This is a genomic window from Streptomyces sp. NPDC057287 (genome assembly GCF_042667905.1).
Lineage (GTDB): Bacteria > Actinomycetota > Actinomycetes > Streptomycetales > Streptomycetaceae > Streptomyces.
The window spans coordinates 189,962-209,656 of the sequence record NZ_JBHUYV010000014.1; the positions used below are offsets into that span (position 1 = coordinate 189,962).

Annotated in this window: 15 protein-coding genes; 4 read left to right on the plus strand and 11 right to left on the minus strand. The window is 70.2% G+C overall.

Annotated features, from left to right (window positions below):
- Positions 1-393: 393 nt before the first annotated feature.
- From whiA to uvrA, 6 genes are all read right to left on the minus strand, one after another.
- Positions 394-1,383: a DNA-binding protein WhiA gene (whiA, locus tag ACFUNE_RS26115; protein WP_018104603.1), complete on the minus strand. Its 990-nt coding sequence runs from the start codon at positions 1,381-1,383 to the stop codon at positions 394-396.
- Positions 1,374-2,408, minus strand: a complete 1,035-nt coding sequence (yvcK, locus tag ACFUNE_RS26120; protein ID WP_383572787.1) for a uridine diphosphate-N-acetylglucosamine-binding protein YvcK — start codon at positions 2,406-2,408, stop codon at positions 1,374-1,376. Before yvcK ends, whiA begins: the two co-directional genes overlap by 10 nt.
- Complete coding sequence (gene rapZ / locus ACFUNE_RS26125; RefSeq protein WP_383572790.1) at positions 2,405-3,370, minus strand: RNase adapter RapZ; 966 nt, start codon at positions 3,368-3,370, stop codon at positions 2,405-2,407. The genes yvcK and rapZ overlap by 4 nt, the downstream gene beginning before the upstream one ends.
- Positions 3,367-5,457, minus strand: coding sequence for an excinuclease ABC subunit UvrC (gene uvrC, locus ACFUNE_RS26130; protein WP_383572793.1), 2,091 nt, complete (start codon positions 5,455-5,457; stop codon positions 3,367-3,369). The genes rapZ and uvrC overlap by 4 nt, the downstream gene beginning before the upstream one ends.
- A gap of 82 nt (positions 5,458-5,539) precedes the next feature.
- On the minus strand, positions 5,540-5,968 hold the full coding sequence (locus tag ACFUNE_RS26135; protein ID WP_383572796.1) for a Rieske (2Fe-2S) protein: 429 nt from the start codon (positions 5,966-5,968) through the stop codon (positions 5,540-5,542).
- 286 nt (positions 5,969-6,254) lie between these two features.
- Entirely contained in the window at positions 6,255-9,272 is a 3,018-nt protein-coding gene (uvrA, locus tag ACFUNE_RS26140; RefSeq protein ID WP_383572799.1) for an excinuclease ABC subunit UvrA, read from the minus strand.
- 175 nt (positions 9,273-9,447) lie between these two features.
- Between uvrA and ACFUNE_RS26145 the strand changes: the two genes are divergently transcribed.
- Both ACFUNE_RS26145 and ACFUNE_RS26150 read left to right on the plus strand, forming a co-directional pair.
- Positions 9,448-10,137 carry a maleylpyruvate isomerase family mycothiol-dependent enzyme gene (locus ACFUNE_RS26145; RefSeq protein WP_383572802.1) on the plus strand — a complete coding sequence of 230 codons (690 nt, stop codon included), beginning with the start codon at positions 9,448-9,450 and terminating at the stop codon, positions 10,135-10,137.
- 10 nt (positions 10,138-10,147) lie between these two features.
- The gene (locus tag ACFUNE_RS26150; protein ID WP_383572804.1) at positions 10,148-10,804 is read left to right on the plus strand and encodes an MBL fold metallo-hydrolase; all 657 of its coding nucleotides are present in this window, start codon (positions 10,148-10,150) and stop codon (positions 10,802-10,804) included.
- Positions 10,805-10,870: 66 nt separating this feature from the next.
- Here the strand turns inward: ACFUNE_RS26150 and ACFUNE_RS26155 are convergent, their stop codons facing one another.
- The 5 genes from ACFUNE_RS26155 to ACFUNE_RS26175 form a co-directional block, all read right to left on the minus strand.
- Complete coding sequence (locus ACFUNE_RS26155) at positions 10,871-11,869, minus strand: TerC family protein (RefSeq protein WP_383572807.1); 999 nt, start codon at positions 11,867-11,869, stop codon at positions 10,871-10,873.
- A gap of 267 nt (positions 11,870-12,136) precedes the next feature.
- The gene (locus ACFUNE_RS26160) at positions 12,137-14,095 is read right to left on the minus strand and encodes a TerD family protein (protein WP_383572810.1); all 1,959 of its coding nucleotides are present in this window, start codon (positions 14,093-14,095) and stop codon (positions 12,137-12,139) included.
- Between the two features lie 121 nt (positions 14,096-14,216).
- Positions 14,217-14,795 (minus strand): TerD family protein, encoded by a 579-nt coding sequence (locus ACFUNE_RS26165; RefSeq protein WP_104789925.1) that lies wholly within the window; start codon positions 14,793-14,795, stop codon positions 14,217-14,219.
- Positions 14,796-14,925: 130 nt separating this feature from the next.
- Positions 14,926-17,046: an excinuclease ABC subunit UvrB gene (gene uvrB / locus ACFUNE_RS26170; RefSeq protein WP_383572814.1), complete on the minus strand. Its 2,121-nt coding sequence runs from the start codon at positions 17,044-17,046 to the stop codon at positions 14,926-14,928.
- A 39-nt stretch (positions 17,047-17,085) separates the two neighbouring features.
- A complete protein-coding gene (locus ACFUNE_RS26175) occupies positions 17,086-17,955 on the minus strand; it encodes an MHYT domain-containing protein (protein ID WP_383572817.1) in 870 nt (289 codons plus the stop codon).
- Positions 17,956-18,168: 213 nt separating this feature from the next.
- Between ACFUNE_RS26175 and ACFUNE_RS26180 the strand changes: the two genes are divergently transcribed.
- The gene (locus tag ACFUNE_RS26180) at positions 18,169-19,044 is read left to right on the plus strand and encodes a glycerophosphodiester phosphodiesterase (protein ID WP_383572820.1); all 876 of its coding nucleotides are present in this window, start codon (positions 18,169-18,171) and stop codon (positions 19,042-19,044) included.
- A gap of 44 nt (positions 19,045-19,088) precedes the next feature.
- A complete protein-coding gene (locus ACFUNE_RS26185; protein ID WP_383572823.1) occupies positions 19,089-19,634 on the plus strand; it encodes a methylated-DNA--[protein]-cysteine S-methyltransferase in 546 nt (181 codons plus the stop codon).
- The last annotated feature ends 61 nt before the right edge of the window (positions 19,635-19,695 follow it).

Here is a 19,695-nt window from a genome sequence, read left to right on the forward strand (position 1 = left end):
ACACTCCCGCGGTGCGCTTGCGAAGCACCCGTACGGGACACCGCGAGGAGTAGCGCTCAATTGTGCGGAGCGGTACTCAATCGATGAAAGCGCGGCTGTCCGCGCATTTTCGGGGCCTGCGTGCGGTGAAACCGACGAAGCTCGCGCCGCTCATTTGTGCGGGGTGGCACTCGGACTATTCCGAAATGGCTCATCGTCGAATTCCGGGAATGGCTCCCGCCCCTGGCGCGAAAGTGCCGCCGCCTTCGAAGCCCGGCCGGCTTCGGAGCCCGGTCGGCTTCGGAGCCCGGGCACCGAGCCCCGGTGCCTGAGCCCGGTACCTTCGGAGCCCGGCCGCCGAGCCGAGCCCCGGCCGCGCCGGAAGGCGGGCCGGCCGGGGCTCCCGTGCCGTTCTCAGCCCACGAGGCCGTCGGCCAGCTCCTCGCTGAGGGTCGACTCCGTGCCGGGGATGCCGAGGTCCTGGGCCCGCTTGTCGGCCATGGCCAGCAGGCGCCGGATCCTGCCCGCGACCGCGTCCTTGGTCAGCGGCGGGTCGGCGAGCGCTCCCAGCTCCTCCAGGGACGCCTGCTTGTGCTCCATACGCAGCCGTCCCGCCGCCGCGAGGTGTTCCGGGACCTCCTCGCCGAGGATCTCCAGCGCGCGGCCCACACGGGCTCCGGCCGCCACCGCGGCCCGGGCGGAGCGGCGGAGGTTGGCGTCGTCGAAGTTGGCGAGCCGGTTGGCCGTCGCCCGGACCTCGCGCCGCATCCGGCGCTCCTCCCACGCCAGCACCGACTCATGGGCGCCGAGGCGGGTCAGCAGGGCCCCGATGGCGTCGCCGTCGCGGACGACGACACGGTCGACCCCGCGCACCTCGCGGGCCTTGGCCGCGATGGAGAGCCTGCGGGCGGCACCCACCAGGGCGAGAGCGGCCTCCGGGCCGGGGCAGGTCACCTCGAGCGAGGAGGAACGGCCGGGCTCGGTGAGCGAGCCGTGCGCCAGGAAGGCACCGCGCCAGGCCGCCTCCGCGTCGCAGGTGGCCCCCGAGACCACCTGCGGCGGCAGGCCGCGGATGGGACGGCCGCGGCCGTCCACCAGACCGGTCTGGCGCGCCAGCTGGTCACCGCCCGCCACGACCCGCACGACGTAGCGGGAGCCCCGGCGCAGTCCGCCGGGGGCCATCACGATCAGCTCCGAGCTGTGCCCGAAGATCTCGAGGATGTCCCGCTTGAGCCGGCGGGCGGCCATAGCCGTGTCCAGCTCGGCCTCGATCACGATCCGGCCGCTCACCAGGTGCAGCCCGCCCGCGAACCGAAGAATCGCCGAGACCTCTGCCTTTCTGCAGCAGGTCCGGGTCACGGGAAGCCGAGAAACTTCGTCCTTCACCGCTGGCGTCATCGCCATGGGCCGATCCTTCCATGCATCCGAAAAATACGGTCGTACGCGGCGGCCAACAGCTCCGGATCATGAATCGGAACGCCGTCGGGTGAGGCCACGGGAGCCAGCTCGACCGCGGCTCCGAGCCGCTGTGCGGCGTCGGCGAGGGACTCGCGGTCGGGCACGGCGGCCTCGTCGGCCAGCACCACGTCCATGGCGAGTTTAGGGGCGTGTCGTCCCAAAACCTCCAAATGACGCTGCGGTGAGAAGCCTTCTGTTTCACCGGGCTGCGGTGCGAGGTTCAGCGAGAGGACCTTACGGGCCTTCGTGGTCACGAGCGCGTCGAGCAGTTCGGGCACCAGCAGGTGCGGAATCACCGAGGAGAACCACGACCCCGGACCGAGCACCACCCAGTCGGCGTCGAGGACGGCGGCCACCGCTTCGGGGACCGCGGGCGGATCGGCCGGGACGACGTGGACGGACTGCACCTCGCCGGGGGTCAGCGCCACCGTCGCCTGGCCCCGCACGGTGACGACGTCCTCGGGGCGCTCCTGGTCGTGCCCCCTCACGAGCGCCTGGAGCTCCAGGGGGACGGCGGACATCGGCAGCACCCTGCCGTGCGCCCCGAGGAGCTTGCCGACCAGGTCCAGGGCCTGGACGGGGTCTCCCAGCTGCTCCCAGAGGGCGACGATGAGCAGATTGCCCACCGCGTGCTCGTGCAGGTCGCCCTTGGACTCGAAGCGGTGCTGGATGACCCGGGCCCAGGTCTGGCCCCATTCGTCGTCCCCGCAGAGCGCGGCCAGCGCTTTGCGCAGGTCGCCCGGGGGGAGCACGCCGAGCTCCTCCCTGAGGCGGCCGCTGGAGCCGCCGTCGTCGGCGACGGTGACCACGGCCGTGAGGTCGCCGGTGATCCGGCGCAGCGCCGTGAGCGAGGCGGACAGCCCCATGCCGCCGCCGAGGGCGACGACCTTGGGCTGTGCGCCGCGCTTGCGGCCGGAGAGCGCGGCCGTGGCCCTGCTCAGCCGGCGCTGACGCAGATTGCGACTGGTCACTCGCGCCCCATGTCCCGGTGGACGAGGACGGTCTCGATCCCTTCGGTGGCCAGCCGGGCGGCCAGCTTCTCCGACATCGCGACGGAGCGGTGCTTGCCGCCGGTGCAGCCGACGGCGATGGTCACGTACCGCTTGCCCTCGCGCCGGTAGCCGGCGGCGATCAGCTGGAGCAGCTCCGTGTACTGGTTGAGGAATTCCTTGGCGCCCGGCTGGTCGAAGACGTAGTCGGACACCTCCTCGTTGAGCCCGGTGAAGGGGCGGAGCTCCGGGACCCAGTGCGGGTTGGGCAGGAAGCGGCAGTCCACGACGAGGTCGGCGTCGACCGGCAGGCCGTACTTGAAGCCGAAGGACATCACCGTCGCCCGCAGCTCCGGCTCCTCGTCGCCGGCGAACTGGGCGTCCATCTTGGCCCGCAGCTCGTGCACGTTGAGGCTGGAGGTGTCGATGACCAGGTCGGCGTCGCCCCGCAGCTCGCGCAGCAGGTCACGCTCGGCCGCGATGCCGTCGACGATGCGGCCGTCCCCCTGGAGCGGGTGCGGGCGGCGGACCGATTCGAAACGGCGTACGAGGGCGTCGTCGGAGGACTCCAGGAAGACGATCCGCCGGGTGACGTGCTTGGCCGCCAGGTCCGCGAGGGACTCCCGGAGGTTGTCGAAGAAGCGCCGGCCCCGCACGTCGACGACGACGGCGATACGGGCGACGTTGCCCTGGGACCGGGCGCCGAGCTCCACCATGGTGGGGATCAGCGCGGGCGGCAGGTTGTCCACGACGAACCAGCCGAGGTCCTCCAGACACTTGGCGGCCGTGCTGCGCCCGGCGCCGGACATCCCGGAGATGATCACCAGCTCGGGAATGGCGGGCGTGGTGGCCTCGGCCTCCTCCGTGGTGCTTCCCGTACTCACGTGTGCTGCTCCGTCTGCTCGGCCGTGTTCGTTGCTGGGTTCATGCGCGTGCTCGGTCATGGCCTGCTGCCCCCGTCGTCCTCTTCAATGATCTCTCCTGTGGCGGTGTTCACGGCGGGCGCGGCCGGGGCGGCCGCCGCGAAGGCCACAGCCACCGATTCCGCGGTCCTGCGCCCTATCCCCGGCACCTCGCAGATCTCGTCGATTGTCGCCTGCCGCAGCTTCTTGACGGAGCCGAAATGCTTGATCAGCGCCTGCTTGCGCGTCTCGCCGAGCCCGGGGACGTCGTCCAGGGGGCTGCTGCGGATCCGCTTGGCCCGCTTCGCCCGCTGATAGGCGATGGCGAAGCGGTGGGCCTCGTCCCGAATGCGCTGGAGGAGGTAGAGGCCCTCGCTGGAGCGGGGCAGGACCACCGGGTCGTCGTCGTCGGGCAGCCAGACCTCTTCGAGACGCTTGGCGAGACCGCAGACGGCGATGTCGTCGATGCCCAGCTCGTCCAGGGCCCGCTTGGCCGCGGCGACCTGGGGCTGTCCTCCGTCGACGACGACGAGCTGCGGCGGATAGGCGAAGCGCTTGGGACGGCCGTCGTCCTCGCGGGACTCCTCCCGGAGGGCGGCGGAGCCGGACACCTCCGCTGCGCCTGCCCCGGCCACGTGCTCCCCGGCGTCCGTGAGTGGTGCGGGTGCGGCTGCGGGGGCCGGGACGGGGCCCGTGGGTGCCGGGGTCTCCTCCCACTCCCCCGTCCGCTCCCGCTCCTGCAGGTAGCGCTTGAAGCGGCGGCCGATGACCTCGTGCATCGAGCGGACGTCGTCCTGGCCCTCGAAGCCCTTGATCTGGAAGCGGCGGTATTCGCTCTTGCGGGCGAGACCGTCCTCGAAGACCACCATGGACGCGACCACGTCGTCACCCTGGAGGTGCGAGATGTCGAAGCACTCGACGCGCAACGGCGCCGAGTCGAGACCGAGTGCCTCGGCGATCTCCTCCAGGGCGCGGGAACGCGTCGTGAGGTCGGAGGCCCGCTTGGTCTTGTGCAGCCCCAGCGCCTGCTGGGCGTTGCGCTGGACCGTGACCATCAGGTCCTTCTTGTCGCCACGCTGCGGGATCCGGAGGCTGACCTGGGACCCCCTGCGGTCCGCGAGCCACTGGGACACGGCCTCGGGGTCCTCGGGGAGTGCCGGGACCAGCACCTCCTTGGGAACGGAGTCGCCCGACTCCTCCCCGTACAACTGCTGGAGCGCGTGTTCCACCAGGCCCGCCGTGTCGACGGCCTCGACCTTGTCGGTGACCCAGCCGCGCTGGCCCCGCACCCGTCCGCCGCGGACGTGGAAGATCTGGACCGCCGCTTCGAGTTCGTCCTCGGCCACGGCGATCAGGTCGGCGTCGGTGGCGTCGGCGAGGACCACGGCGCTCTTCTCCATGGCCCGCTTGAGCGCCTCCGCGTCGTCACGAAGCCGCGCCGCCCGCTCGTACTCCATCTCCTCGGCCGCCTGCATCATGTCCTTCTCCAGGCGGCGGATGTACGTCCCGGTTCGGCCCGCCATGAAGTCGCAGAAGTCGTCGGCGAGATCGCGGTGTTCCTCCGGGGTGACCCGTCCGACGCACGGGGCGGAGCACTTGCCGATGTAGCCGAGGAGGCAGGGCCGGCCGGTCCGCTCGGCGTTCTTGAAGACGCCCGCGGAGCAGGTGCGCACGGGGAAGACCCGGAGCATCAGGTCGACGGTCTCGCGGATGGCCCAGGCGTGCCCGTAGGGGCCGAAGTAGCGCACGCCCTTCTTCTTGGCGCCGCGCATGACCTGGACGCGCGGGAACTCCTCGTTGAGCGTGACCGCGAGGTAGGGGTAGCTCTTGTCGTCGCGGTACTTGACGTTGAACCGGGGGTCGAACTCCTTGATCCAGGAGTACTCCAGCTGAAGCGCCTCGACCTCGGTGGAGACCACGGTCCACTCCACGGAGGCCGCCGTGGTGACCATCGTGCGGGTGCGCGGATGCAGGCCGGCGAGGTCCTGGAAGTAATTGGCCAGGCGCTGGCGGAGGTTCTTGGCCTTCCCGACGTAGATCACACGGCGGTGCTCGTCGCGGAACTTGTAGACCCCCGGGGAGTCGGGGATCTGTCCCGGCTTGGGGCGGTAGCTGGAGGGGTCTGCCATGTCTCACACCCTACTTGCGGGCGGTGACAGAGCGGGATTTCCGGGGCCCCCGAGACCTGCGACGGGCCTCCCCCGGCGGGGCTCAGGCCCCGGGGCCCGCCACGAGCTTCCCGTTCTCGAGCTTCACCGGGACGGAGGGCAGCGGCACGGTGGCCGGGCCCTGCACCGCCTTCCCTGTGGTCACGTCGAAGCGGCTGCCGTGGCAGGGACAGTTGCCCTCGTTCTCCTCGACCTTGTCGAGGAGGCAGCCGGCGTGGGTGCACTGGGCGCTGAACGCCTTGTACTGACCGGCGGCCGGGCAGCTCACGACGACCCGCTGCTCCCGGTAGAGCTTCGCCCCGCCGACAGGGACCTCGTCCGCGGCGCCGAGCTCCACGGGCGCGGTGGGCGTCGGCGTCTGTGCGTGACCGAGCTTGGACTCGGTCGAGCAGGCTGCCGCTCCCAGCCCGGCGGCACCGGCGAGAGCGGCGCCCTTCAGGACGGTGCGGCGGGCGGCGGGCAGGCGGGACATGCGGTCTCCACTGGTCTGGAGGGACAGAAGAGCCGCCGTGACCGTCCGGGGCACCGGGTGCCACGGACGTGGGGCACGGGCCGCACCTGAACGCATTGGCGACAGACCCGACGATACCGACGGAGAGGCCCGGCCTCTCGACCGGCCCCGGGGAGTGCCCGCCGGGCGGGGAGCACCCGGCGGGCGGGCAGGGTCTGCGGGCGAGGCGGAAGGGCACGGCGGACCGAGCGGCCCTGTTGCGACGGGGCGGTCCCCCGTCCGCCGGGGCCGCCCCGTCCGTCCGCTGTCAGGCCTTCCGCGTGCGGGCCGCCTTCTTCGGCGCGGGCTGATCGGCAGCGGCCTTTCCGGCCGTCCTGGCCGTGGCCGTCCTCCGGGCCGTGGTCGCCTTGGCGGCGACGGCCTTCTTCGCGGGCGCCTTGCGGGCCTTGCGGGCCGCGGGCACCGCCGCCTCACCGATCCGGTCCGCTCCCAGGACTTCCTGGAGGAACTTCCCGGTGTGGCTGGCCGGCACCGAGGCGATGTGCTCCGGGGTGCCCTCGGCGACGACGAGACCGCCGCCGTTGCCGCCCTCGGGGCCCATGTCGACGACCCAGTCGGCGGTCTTGATGACATCGAGGTTGTGCTCGATGACGATCACCGTGTTGCCCTTGTCGACCAGGCCGGACAGCACCGAGATGAGCTTGCTGATGTCCTCGAAGTGCAGGCCGGTCGTCGGCTCGTCCAGGACGTAGACCGTGCGGCCGGTGGAGCGCTTCTGCAGCTCGCTCGCCAGCTTCACCCGCTGTGCCTCACCGCCGGAGAGCGTCGGCGCGGACTGGCCGAGCCTGACGTATCCGAGGCCGACCTCGTTGAGCGTACGGAGGTGGCGGGCGATCGTCGGGACGGCCTCGAAGAATTCGAGCCCCTCCTCGATCGGCATGTCCAGCACCTCGGCGATGGACTTGCCCTTGTAGTGGACCTCCAGCGTCTCCCGGTTGTAGCGCGCGCCGTGGCAGACCTCGCACGGGACGTACACGTCGGGCAGGAAGTTCATCTCGATCTTGATCGTGCCGTCGCCGGAGCAGTTCTCGCAGCGCCCGCCCTTGACGTTGAAGGAGAAGCGGCCCGGCAGATAGCCGCGCACCTTCGCCTCCATCGTCTCGGCGAAGAGCCTGCGGACGTGGTCGAAGACTCCGGTGTACGTGGCCGGGTTGGACCGGGGCGTCCTGCCGATCGGCGACTGGTCGACGTGGACGACCTTGTCGACGAGGTCGTCGCCGTCGACGCGGGTGTGCCGTCCGGGGACCGACTTGGCGCCGTTGAGCTCGCGCGCCAGGTGGGTGTAGAGGATGTCGTTGACCAGGGTCGACTTCCCCGAGCCGGAGACGCCGGTGACGGCCGTGAGCACACCGAGCGGGAAGGAGACGTCGATGTCCTGGAGGTTGTTCTCCCGGGCGCCGTGCACCGTGAGCCGGCGCTTCGGGTCGACCGGGCGCCGGACGTCGGGCATCTCGATAGCCCTCTTGCCCGAGAGGTACTGCCCGGTGATGGACTCCTTGTTGGCCAGCAGCTCCTTGAGCGAGCCGGAGTGGACGACCTTGCCGCCGTGCTCACCCGCGCCCGGGCCGATGTCGACGACCCAGTCGGCGACCTTGATGGTGTCCTCGTCGTGCTCGACGACGATGAGCGTGTTGCCCATGTCCCTGAGCCGGACCAGGGTCTCGATCAGCCGGTGGTTGTCGCGCTGGTGCAGGCCGATGGACGGCTCGTCCAGCACGTACAGCACGCCGACGAGCCCGGAACCGATCTGGGTGGCGAGCCGGATGCGCTGGGCCTCGCCGCCCGACAGGGTGCCCGCGGCGCGGTTCAGCGAGAGGTAGTCGAGGCCGACGTCCACGAGGAACTTCAGCCGCTCGTTGACCTCCTTGAGGACCCGCTCGGCGATCTTCTTGTCACGCGCGTTCAGCTTGAGGCGGCCGAGGAACTCGGCGCACTCGCTGATCGACATCGCGGCGACCTCGGCGATGGACTTCTCCATCACCGTCACCGCGAGGACCAGGGGCTTGAGCCGGGTGCCCTCACAGGTCGGGCAGGCCACCTCGCGCATGTAGCCCTCGAAGCGCTCACGGCTGGAGTCGCTCTCGGCCTCGGAGTGCCGCCGCTTGACGAACTGGACGGCGCCTTCGAACCGGGGGGTGGTGTAGGCGCGCTCGCGCCCGTACCTGTTGCGGTAGCGCACCTCGGTCTGGATCTTGTGGCCGTGGAGCAGCGCCTTCTTGGCGCGCTGCGGGAGCCCGGCCCACGGGATGTCCGTACGGAATCCGAGGGCGTCGGCCAGTGCGGCGATCTGACGCCCGAAGTACTCCTTGGTGTGGCCGTGCGACCAGGGGTGGATCGCACCCTCGTCCAGGGACTTGTCCTCGTCCGGGACGATCAGCTCCGGGTCGACCTCCATCCGCGTACCGATGCCGGTGCAGTCGGGGCAGGCGCCGAACGGGGAGTTGAAGGAGAAGGAGCGGGGCTCCAGCTCCTCGAAGGAGAGGTCGTCGTAGGGGCAGTAGAGGTGCTCGGAGTACATCCGCTCACGCTCGGGGTCGTCCGCCTCCAGGTCGACGAAGTCGAGCACGACCATCCCGCCGGAGAGACCCAGCGCCGTCTCGACGGAGTCGGTCAGCCGGCGCTTGGCGCCCTCCTTCACCGTGAGGCGGTCGATGACCACCTCGATGGTGTGCTTCTCCTGCTTCTTCAGCGTGGGGGGCTCGGACAGCTGGACCGTCTCGCCGTCGACCCGGGCCCTGCTGTAGCCCTTGGTCTGGAGATCGGCGAAGAGGTCGACGAACTCCCCCTTGCGCTCGCGGACCAGCGGGGAGAGGACCTGGAAGCGGCTGCCCTCGGGCAGGCCGAGCACCTTGTCGACGATGGCCTGCGGCGACTGGCGCGCGATGGGCCTGGCGCACTCGGGGCAGTGCGGCTTGCCGATCCTGGCGAAGAGCAGCCGGAGGTAGTCGTAGACCTCGGTGATGGTGCCGACCGTCGAGCGCGGGTTGCGCGAGGTCGACTTCTGGTCGATGGAGACGGCGGGCGAGAGTCCTTCGATGAAGTCCACGTCCGGCTTGTCCATCTGGCCGAGGAACTGCCGGGCGTACGAGGAGAGTGACTCCACGTAGCGCCGCTGCCCCTCGGCGAAGATCGTGTCGAACGCGAGCGAGGACTTGCCCGACCCGGAGAGCCCGGTGAAGACGATGAGGGAGTCACGGGGGAGATCGAGCGAGACGTTCTTCAGGTTGTGCTCGCGCGCGCCACGGACGATGAGACGGTCGGCCACGCCGGTCCGCACCTTTCTGGAGAGAAGTGGGAGAACTGAGCCCCTGTCCCAGGGTATGGGGGGCGCCACAGTGATGTACGAAGCTTTCGACTCCGAGCGTATAGCACGCGCATTCGATTTACGGTCGACCGAAGACTCCATCACCCGAATGAGTGGCGGGGTCTACGCTCGGCCCATGACTGATCATGCGCACGACCTGGAAGCTGTACGTGAAGCGACCGATCGGCTGCTCAGCGCCATGGGCAAGATGGACGACGACGCCGTTGCCGGGCCGTCGCGTCTGCCGGGCTGGAGCCGCGGCCATGTTCTCGCCCACCTGTCACGTAACGCCGACGCCCTCGTAAATGTTCTCCGAGGACACCCGATGTACGCGAACAGCGAAACCCGGGACGCCGACATCGACCGTGACGCACCCCGGCCGCTTGCCGAACAGCTCGCCGACCTGCGCGCGAGCGGATCCGCCTTCCTGTCCGCCGCCGAGGCCCCGGCCGACCGGTCACGTACGGTCACGCTGCGCAACGGTGTGACGGACTCGGCCTCCCGGATCCCCTTCCGCCGCCGGATCGAGGTCGAGCTGCACCACGTCGACCTGGGGGTGGGCTACGAGCTGGAGGACCTGCCCGAGGAGTTCGTGACCCGGGAGAACGACTTCCTGGCCGAGCGCTTCGCCGGGCACCCCGCTGTCGTCCCCGTGACCGCGGTCACGGAGGACGGCCGTCTGTGGACCACGGGCGGCGGCGCCGAAGGCGCTCCGGTCACGGTCCGGGGCACGGCATCCGGGATTCTCGGCTGGCTCTGCGGACGCCGCGACGGTTCGGCGCTCACCGTCGAAGGCGGGAGCCTTCCCGCCCTGCCCCCGCTATAGGCTGCGTCACATGACGTACAGCGGAACGGTCAAGGTCGGCGGACCTGCGGATGTGCACGAGCTGACGGACCTGATGATCTCCAAGGTCGCCGTCGGACCGATGAACAACAACGCGTACCTGCTGCGGTGCCGGGCCACCGGGGAGCAGCTCCTGATCGACGCGGCCGCCGAGGCCGGGACCCTGCTGCGGCTGATCGGCGCGGACGGCATCAGGTCCGTCGTCACGACGCACCGGCACGGTGACCACTGGCAGGCGCTCGGCGAGGTCGTGGCCGCCACCGGGGCTCGGACGTACGCCGGGAGGTACGACGCCGAGGGCATCCCGGTCCCGACCGACGAGCCCGTCGAGGACGGCGGCACGATCCGCGTGGGCCGGGTCGTCCTGACCGCCAGGCATCTGACCGGCCATACCCCGGGCTCCATCGCCCTGGTCTACGACGACCCGCACGGAGCACCGCACGTGTTCACCGGGGACTGCCTCTTCCCCGGCGGCGTAGGCAATACGCACAAGGACCCGAAGGCCTTCGCGAGCCTGCTCCACGACGTGGAGACCAAGCTCTTCGACCGGCTGCCGGACGAGACGTGGGTCTACCCGGGGCACGGTCACGACACCACACTCGGCGCCGAGCGCCCCGGTCTGCCGGAGTGGCGCGAGCGCGGCTGGTGAACCCGTGGACGGCCGACGGCCGGGTGCCCCTCGCGGGGCCCCGGCCGTCGCTGTGTCGGTCCTGCTCTACTTCTCCGCGCCGACGTTCTCGCTGTCGTCCTGCTCCGCGCTCTTCTCCGCCGCTTCCTGCTTCTTGTTGGCGATGAGGCTGGTGATCGTCGTGATCACCAGGACGGCGCAGATGAAGGTGAGGGAGAACGGGATGGAGATCTCCGGGACGTGCACCCCGGACTCGTGCAGGGCGTGCAGCACCAGCTTGACGCCGATGAACCCGAGGATCACCGAGAGCCCGTAACTGAGGTGGACCAGCTTCTTCAGCAGACCGCCGATGAGGAAGTACAGCTGACGCAGGCCCATCAGGGCGAAGGCGTTCGCGGTGAAGACGATGTACGGGTCCTGGGTCAGGCCGAAGATCGCCGGGATGGAGTCCAGTGCGAACAGCACATCGGTGGTGCCGATGGCGAGCATGACCACCATCAGGGGGGTCATGACGCGCTTGCCGTTGTTCCGGATGAAGAGCTTGGTCCCGTGGTACTTGTCGGCGACACCGAAACGGTGCTCGATCGACTTCAGGAGCCGGTTCTCCTCGAAGTCGTCCTCCTCCTCGTCGGCCCGCGCCTCCTGGATCAGCTTCCAGGCGGTGTAGATCAGGAAGGCGCCGAAGATGTAGAAGATCCACGAGAAGTTGGCGATGACCGCGGCACCGGCGGCGATGAAGATCGCACGCAGCACCAGGGCGATCAGCACACCGATGAGCAGCACGCGTTGCTGAAGGTGTGAGGGCACCGAGAACTTCGCCATGATCAGGACGAAGACGAAGAGGTTGTCGACACTGAGCGACTTCTCGGTGATGAAGCCGGCGAAGAATTCGCCCGAGGCCTGGCTCTCGCCGAAGACCAGCAGGCCGAGTCCGAAGAGGACGGCCAGGGCGATCCAGACGATGGTCCAGATTCCGGCTTCCTTGGTCGACACGTCATGGGGCTTGCGCCCGATGAAGAAGTCGACGGAGATGAGGGCGATCAGACCAAGAATGGTCAACGCCCAGAGGGTCCATGAAACGTCCACTGCGCCTCCGGCAGTTCGCTACGGGCTATAGATCAGCGTCGTCGCTGCCGGAGGTCTCTTCCACCCGGGAGCGCGGGATGCGCGCCGGGCCGACGCCCCGGGACCGGTCACAGTCCGTACTGACGGGAACGCCGCGATCGGGAGTACTCCCCTCCGCACCAAGAACAGTACATGAAGCACCAAGAAACGGTAAAGCCCGAGCCAAGAGGCGCTCAAACTGCCTGGTCAGGACCTATGCGGGCCGTATCTGAAATGCCGTCATCCGGGTCATCGGTAACCAGCACGCCGTGCCGCCGCCACCAGAGCGAGGACCTGCTCCAGGACGTTGCTGCCCCCGGGGGCCCTCAGCGGCTCGTACGTCCACGCGTGTCCCACCCACGGGTCGGCGAGGTGGTCGTCCGCCACGGGTGTGATCCGCAGCAGGGAACGCCACAGCGGGTCGAGCACGGGGCCGTAGGTCCGGGCGTCCTCGCGGTCGGCCACCATCAGGAGGTGCACGCCCACCGAGGGACCTTCGTCGGCCAGGTAGCGCAACTGGGTGACGGCCCTGTCGTCGAAGCCGTGCGGGAAGTCGTTGACGATCAGCAGCTGCTCGCCCGTGTCGAGATCCGGGGGCAGCGCGTCCGCCGCACCGGCCCTGACCGCCATCTGCACCAGGTCGACCCGCCGGGTGAGATGGGCGAGGACCGCGGACACTCCTTCCGCCCCCGCGGCGGGCGGCCCGGCGAGCACCCCGGAGCGCACGAGGGGGGCGAGTGTGCCGGCGGCGGCACCGGCCGGATCGATGACGTGCACGGAGAACTCGTCCGCCGGATAGACGGCGAGCAGTCGCGCCGCCAGAGCGACCGCGGTCTCCATGGCCAGCTCCCGCAGCTGGTCCCCGGACGTCGCCGCGGCGGCCTCGGAGGCCGTGCGCCCGCTGTCCACCCAGATCCCTCGCTCCAGGGGCAGCCGCACCAGCAGCGGGATACGCAGGTCGGCGCTCTCGGGCAGCCGGAGGTCGCCGACGCGCAGGGCCATCGGGATCTCCATGGGGACGCGGTAGCCGTGCCAGACGGGGTTGTCCCAGCCCGCGTAGGCGGCGGGCAGGGCCGGCTCCACGACCGCCGACTCGGCAGCGAGCTGCGCGAGATCCCGCTCGAGCGCCTCCCGCGCACGGCCGGTGAGCTCGTCGCGCTTCGCCCTGGCCGCCTCCCGGGCACGGTCGCCCGTGCCGCCGATACGGCTGCGCGGGTCCGAGAGGGTCCGGTCGAGCTCCTGGTCCATCCGGGACTCGGCGAAGTCGACGGCACTGCGGTACGCGGCGACGGCGCGGGCGAGATCCTCGAACATGCCCCAGATCTGGTTGTAGAGGCGCTCGTCCATGGACCAGCCGGTGGCGTCACCGGCAACGGGCTGCGCCGGCTGTCCGGGCGCGGCGGGCGGGGCCGCCGGAGGCGGCGGGGGCGGCGCCGAGGTCTGCCGGCGCGGGTGCGCGTAGTCGATGGGCCCGCCCGGAGCGACGTCCGGGGGTGGAGGCGTCCGGTCGCGCAGCGGTTCGGTGGCCGGCTCCGGAACCTGCGGGCCGGCGGGCGGCCGGACGTCCTCCCCGGTCGCCGCCGGGACTGCCGGGACCGCGGGGTGGCGCGCCCGCTCGCTGTCCGGGGTGCGGGGCGGAGGCGTCACGGAGCGTGCGAGCCCGGAGGCGACGGCCTCCTGTATCGAGGCGGCCAGCTCCGCCGCCTCTGCCACACCCTGGTCGGCGAGCATCTCGGCGAGCCCGGCGGCATAGCCCTGGCCGACGGCGCGGACCTTCCAGACCCCCTGGCGGCGGTAGAGCTCCAGGGCCGACACGGCGGACTCGGTGTCGAGTCCGGTGAGCGTGAAGGTGGCGATCTCGGCGCCGTCGAGTCCGGTGACGGCGACGAAGGGTGCGGCCACCGCGCCGAATCTGGCGGGCCGCCCGGCCCCCGTGGGCAGGGCGAGGAGCACGGTGACGCGGTGCACCGCGTCGGGCAGGGCGTCCAGGTCCACCGCCAGCCGGTGGTCGGCCGCCGCCTGCCTGGAGACCTCCAGGCCGGGAAGGCGGTGCGATCCCGGATGGGCGATCCACTCGGCACCACGGACGGTGCCCCGCTCGTCCCCGAGCGTGGCCCCGGCCACGACGGGTGAGCCCGCCGACACCCTGATCTCCAGACGGGTCTGGGGCAACGTGTGGTTCTGCCCCCGGACCAGCTCGGCCGTCATCGCCCTGTCCCCTCGACGTTCGGTATGGGCCCTGCCCATGGACGCAGCTCCCGGCGGCGGGTGCCTCCGGGAGCTGCTCGTACGGTTCTGCGGACCGGGTGTCTCCCCGCCCGTGCTCTGCCTACAGGTGCGGCAGGATCGCGGGCATCAGGTCCTGGAAGGTCCGGCCGTTGGCCGGGTTGCCGAGCGCGGTCATCTGCCAGCCGCTGCCCGCGCGGTGCACCTTCGCCATGATCTGCGCCGTGTACTGGCCGCCGCCGTCCAGCGTGTAGCGGGCCAGCTCCTGGCCGTTGGTCTCGTCGACGATGCGGCAGAAGGCGTTCTGCACCTCCTGGAACGTCTGGCCGGTGAACGAGTTCACCGTGAAGACGATCTGGTCGATGTGGACCGGGACCCGCTGCAGGTCGACCAGGATCGCCTCGTCGTCGCCGCCCGAGCCGGCGCCACCGACCAGGTTGTCGCCGGTGTGCTTGACCGAGCCGTCGTCACTGACGAGGTGGCGGAAGAACACGACGTCCACGGGCTGCTTGTCGGCGAAGAGCACCGCCGAGGCGTCCAGGTCGATCTCCCGGGTACGCGAGCCGAACAGCCCACGGCGCGGGGCCGCCTGCCAGCCGAGCCCCATCCGTACCGCGGTCAGGGTCCCCCCGTCGCTCTTCTGCAGGCTGATGGCCTGGCCCTTGGTCATGTTGACCGTCACGCGCTGTCCCCTCTCCGCTTGCCCCGCAACCATCCCGTGCGGTGTCCCCGCACCCTAGCCATTCGGCCCGGGCGAGAAGCAGTGGTAGGCCGTTTCTGTGTCGGTCCTGCAACACTGCGGGACCCACCCGTCAGGCCAGCCCCGCCTCCCTCATCTGGCGCAGCTCCTTCTTCAGCTCCCCCACCTCGTCCCGCAGGCGCGCGGCCACCTCGAACTGCAGGTCCGCGGCGGCCGCCCGCATCCGGTCGGTCATCTCCTCGATGATCCCCGCGAGCTCGGCGGCGGGCCGGTCGGTGACCACCGCGGCGCCCTTCTTCGCCTTGCCCCCGGCCGCGGCCTTGCCCCCGAGGGAGGGGACGGGCGCCTTGGTGTCCTTCGCCTGCCGGTAGCCGCTGCCGAGCAGCTGCTCGGTGTCGACCTCCTCGCGCGCGATGGACGCGACGATGTCGTTGATCTTCTTGCGGAGCGGCTGCGGATCGACACCGCGCTCGGTGTTGTAGGCGATCTGCTTCTCGCGGCGCCGGTTGGTCTCGTCGATCGCCTGCGCCATGGCCGGGGTGATCTTGTCGGCGTACATGTGGACCTGACCCGAGACGTTACGGGCGGCACGCCCGATGGTCTGGATCAGCGACGTGCCGGAGCGCAGGAAGCCCTGCTTGTCCGCGTCGAGGATGGCTACGAGCGACACCTCGGGCAGGTCGAGACCCTCACGCAGGAGGTTGATGCCGACCAGGACGTCGTACTCGCCGGAGCGCAGCTCGCGCAGCAGCTCGATACGGCGCAGCGTGTCGACGTCGCTGTGGAGGTAGCGGACCTGGATGCCCAGCTCGAGGAAGTAGTCCGTGAGGTCCTCGGACATCTTCTTGGTGAGGGTGGTGACCAGGACGCGCTCGTCCTTCTCGGTCCGCTTGCGGATCTCGTGGACCAGATCGTCGATCTGGCCCTCCGTGGGCTTGACGACGACCTCGGGGTCGACGAGCCCGGTGGGCCGGATGATCTGCTCGACGAATCCGTCCCCGCGGGACAGCTCGTACTTGCCGGGTGTGGCGGAGAGGTAGACGGTCTGGTTGATCCGGCCCAGGAACTCCTCCCACTTCAGCGGTCGGTTGTCCAGGGCCGAGGGAAGCCTGAAGCCGTGGTCCACGAGGGTCCGCTTGCGGGAGGCGTCGCCCTCGTACATCGCGCCGATCTGGGGGACGGTGACGTGCGACTCGTCCAGGACGAGGAGGAAGTCCTCGGGGAAGTAGTCGAGGAGGGTGTTCGGGGCGGTGCCCGGGAGGCGGTCGTCGAAGTGCATCGAGTAGTTCTCGACGCCGGAGCAGGTGCCGATCTGGCGGAGCATCTCGATGTCGTACGTGGTGCGCATGCGCAGCCGCTGGGCCTCCAGCATCTTGCCCTGCTTCTCCAGCTCGGCGAGGCGCTGCCCCAGCTCCTGCTCGATGCCGGTGACCGCCTTCTCCATACGCTCGGGTCCGGCCACGTAGTGGCTGGCGGGGAAGACGTGGAGCGCGGAGTCCTCGCTGATGACCTCGCCGGTGAGCGGGTGGAGGGTCGAGAGCGCCTCGATCTCGTCGCCGAACATCTCGATCCGGACGGCGAGCTCCTCGTAGACCGGGAAGATCTCGATGGTGTCGCCGCGCACCCTGAAGGTCCCACGGGTGAACGCGAGGTCGTTGCGGGTGTACTGGATCTCGACGAAGCGACGCAGCAGCTGGTCGCGGTCGACCTCGTCACCGACCTTGAGCTGGACCATCCGGTCCACGTACTCCTGTGGGGTGCCCAGGCCGTAGATGCAGGAGACGGAGGCGACCACGACGACGTCGCGCCGGGTGAGCAGCGAATTCGTGGCGGAGTGCCGGAGCCGCTCGACCTCCTCGTTGATCGAGGAGTCCTTCTCGATGTAGGTGTCCGACTGCGGGACGTACGCCTCGGGCTGGTAGTAGTCGTAGTACGAGACGAAGTACTCCACGGCGTTGTTCGGGAGGAGCTCGCGGAACTCGTTGGCCAGCTGGGCGGCGAGCGTCTTGTTCGGCGCCATCACGAGGGTCGGCCGCTGCAGCTTCTCGATCATCCAGGCGGTCGTCGCCGACTTGCCCGTGCCGGTGGCGCCGAGCAGGACGACGTCCTTCTCACCTGCTCGGACACGCCGGTCCAGCTCGGCGATGGCAGCGGGCTGGTCACCGCTGGGCTGGTAGGGACTGACGACCTCGAAAGGCGCCACCGAACGTTCGATCTTCGAGACTGGCCGCATGCAACCACGGTACGACCCCCCACTGACAACGGCGGAGGATCAGCGGTTCCGCGACTGCCGGTACGCCCTGCGCGAGGCGGTCTCGTAGGGCTGCGTGTGGCGGCGCTGGGCGGGGATCGAGGTCATCTGCCCCACGCCCCGGGGATGGCCGGGCGGCCGGCCCGGCCCGGCCGGAGTGCCGGTCACCACCAGGGGGTCGATCATCACGACCACCGCCGCGAGCAGCAGGAAGCAGCCGGGCCCGATCATCATCGGCAGGAGCAGCGAGGTGGGGTCGTCCCCGGGGGGTGCCGGTGCGGCGTCCGGGTGGAGGTGCACCTGCAGCGCGGCCATGCCGGTGTAGTGCATCCCGCTCACGGCCACGCCCATGACCACGCTGGCGCAGAGGCTCGGGAGGAAGCCGTGGACGGAGACGGCCGCCCACAGTGCGGCGGTCGCGGCCACCACGGCGATGACGACGGACAGCGAGACGGTGAGCGTGTCGTACTCGAACAGTCCCTCGAAGTTCATTCCCGCCATGCCGAGGTAGTGCATGGACGCGACCCCCAGGCCGGTGATCGTCCCTCCGGTCACCAGCGCCATGCGGGTGGCACCCCGGTAGCCGACGAGGAAGATCCCGATGCCGACCATCACGACCGCCACGGCGAGGCTGGCGAAGGTGAGGGGCCTGTCGTAGCTGACCGGTGCCTCCCGGACGGTGAAGCCCAGCATCGCGATGAAGTGCATCGTCCAGATGCCGGATCCGATGGAGGTCGCGCCGAGGGCCAGCCAGCCGGCTCTGGACGCCCCTCGCGTGCGCAGGGACCTCGTGGTGCACCGAAGACCGAGCGCGGCGCCGAGGCACGCCATGAGAAACGCCGTGACGGGGGTCACGAGGCCGTAGGAGAATCCGTCAACTGTGCCCTGCATGCTGGTACGCCCTTCGCGGTGTGCCCGGGTTCGGGGAGACCCTAAAGGGCAAGGCCCGGCAAGCAAACATAAGAACGGCACTTTATCCGCTTTCGGGACCTCCGCGGATTCACTGCCGACATTCCGTTCACAACATGGCCACCATCGTCCTCCCGATCGTTGGGGATCGGATGCGAACCTCTGCATGTCCGCATCCCCACGCGAGGAGTACACGTGTCCGCACGCACAGCAACTGCTTCCGGCGCAGTCGCCGCCCTGCTCGGCGCCTGCGTCCTGCTGCCCGCCACCCAGGCGCAGGCCACGGGTGCCCAGGGCAGCCCGGTCGTGTACGCCCACCGGGGCGCGTCGGCCTACGCCCCGGAGAACACTCTGGCCGCCGTGGACGCGGCCGACGACCTGGGCATCGACTGGGTGGAGAACGACGTGCAGCTCACCAAGGACGGTGTGCTGGTCGTCGTGCACGACACCACGCTGAACCGGACAACCGACGCCGAGCAGGTCTTCCCCGGCCGTGCGCCCTGGGCGGTCAAGGACTTCACCGCGGCGGAGATCGCGAAGCTGGACGCGGGCAGCTGGTTCGGCGCCGGCTTCGCGGGCGCCCGGGTGCCGACACTCACGCAGTACCTGCACCGCCTGGAGCGCAACAAGCAGAAGCTGCTCCTGGAGATCAAGAGCCCCGAGATCTATCCGGGGATCGAGAAGGCGACCCTGCGTGTCCTGCGTGAGGAAGGGTGGCTCGACCGAGGTCACGTCAAGCACAGGCTGATCGTCCAGAGCTTCGGTGCAGAGAGTGTGAAAAGTGTTCATGTTCAGCGTCCGGACGTGGTGACCGGCTTCCTGGGCACCCCGCCGGTGGCCGATCTGCCGTCGTACGCGGCGTTCACCGACCAGATCAATCCGTCGTACACGACCATCGGCGCCGACTACGTCGCCGCGGTGCAGAAGCTGAAGGGCGCCCACGGCAAGCCGCTCCGGGTGAACACCTGGACGGTGAACGACGCGGCGAAGGCGGCGGAGGTCGCCGGCTTCGGTGTGGACGGCATCATCACCAACACCCCCGACGTCGTCCGGGACGCCACCGGCCGATAGCCCGGCGGGACGGCGTTGTCGGTGGCCGGCCGTACCGTGGTCGCATGGAGAGCAACGAGCAGGTCGTGGAGTGGTCCGTCGTGCCGAGCGACATCGGTCCGCTGCTGCTCGCCGCAACCCGTGCGGGGCTGGTGACCGTGGCCTTCCACGCGCGCCCGGCGGTCCGGGACAGGACTCTCGGACAGCTTCGGGCACGGCTGGGCGCGGAGCCCGTGGAGGCGCCGGACTCCGCGCTGCTGGCCGCGCCGATGCGCCAGCTCACGGCGTATTTCGCCGGAGAGCTGCGGGAGTTCTCCCTCGGTCTGGACTGGTCGCTGAGCTCCGGCTTCCACCGCGAGGTCCTGCGCGAGCTGGCCTCCGGAGTGCCCTACGGGACGGTCGTGGGCTACGGGGACCTGGCGAGGCGGGTCGGTCAGCCCGGGGCCGCCCAGGCCGTGGGGGCGGCCATGGGCTCCAACCCGCTGCCGGTGGTGGTCCCGTGCCACCGGGTGGTGGAGAGCGACGGCGGGCTCGGCGGGTTCGGCGGCGGGCTGGAGGCGAAGCGTCAGCTGCTGGCGCTCGAGGGGATACTCCCGCAGCCCCTGTTCTGAGGTCTTCGTGACCGCTCCCCGGGGTCCCGGGGACCGCTTCGGGGGCGCTTTCGGCGCCTCC

Coding starts and splice junctions, on each gene's coding strand:
- ACFUNE_RS26135 (WP_383572796.1), bottom strand. CDS start 5,968: ATGTCCCGCCTGCCCGCCGCCCGCCGCACCGTCCTGAAGGGCGCCGCT.
- ACFUNE_RS26150 (WP_383572804.1), top strand. CDS start 10,148: ATGACGTACAGCGGAACGGTCAAGGTCGGCGGACCTGCGGATGTGCAC.
- uvrB (WP_383572814.1), bottom strand. CDS start 17,046: ATGCGGCCAGTCTCGAAGATCGAACGTTCGGTGGCGCCTTTCGAGGTC.
- ACFUNE_RS26160 (WP_383572810.1), bottom strand. CDS start 14,095: ATGACGGCCGAGCTGGTCCGGGGGCAGAACCACACGTTGCCCCAGACC.
- ACFUNE_RS26145 (WP_383572802.1), top strand. CDS start 9,448: ATGACTGATCATGCGCACGACCTGGAAGCTGTACGTGAAGCGACCGAT.
- ACFUNE_RS26185 (WP_383572823.1), top strand. CDS start 19,089: ATGGAGAGCAACGAGCAGGTCGTGGAGTGGTCCGTCGTGCCGAGCGAC.
- rapZ (WP_383572790.1), bottom strand. CDS start 3,370: ATGACCGAGCACGCGCATGAACCCAGCAACGAACACGGCCGAGCAGAC.
- whiA (WP_018104603.1), bottom strand. CDS start 1,383: ATGGCGATGACGCCAGCGGTGAAGGACGAAGTTTCTCGGCTTCCCGTG.
- uvrC (WP_383572793.1), bottom strand. CDS start 5,457: ATGGCAGACCCCTCCAGCTACCGCCCCAAGCCGGGACAGATCCCCGAC.
- ACFUNE_RS26175 (WP_383572817.1), bottom strand. CDS start 17,955: ATGCAGGGCACAGTTGACGGATTCTCCTACGGCCTCGTGACCCCCGTC.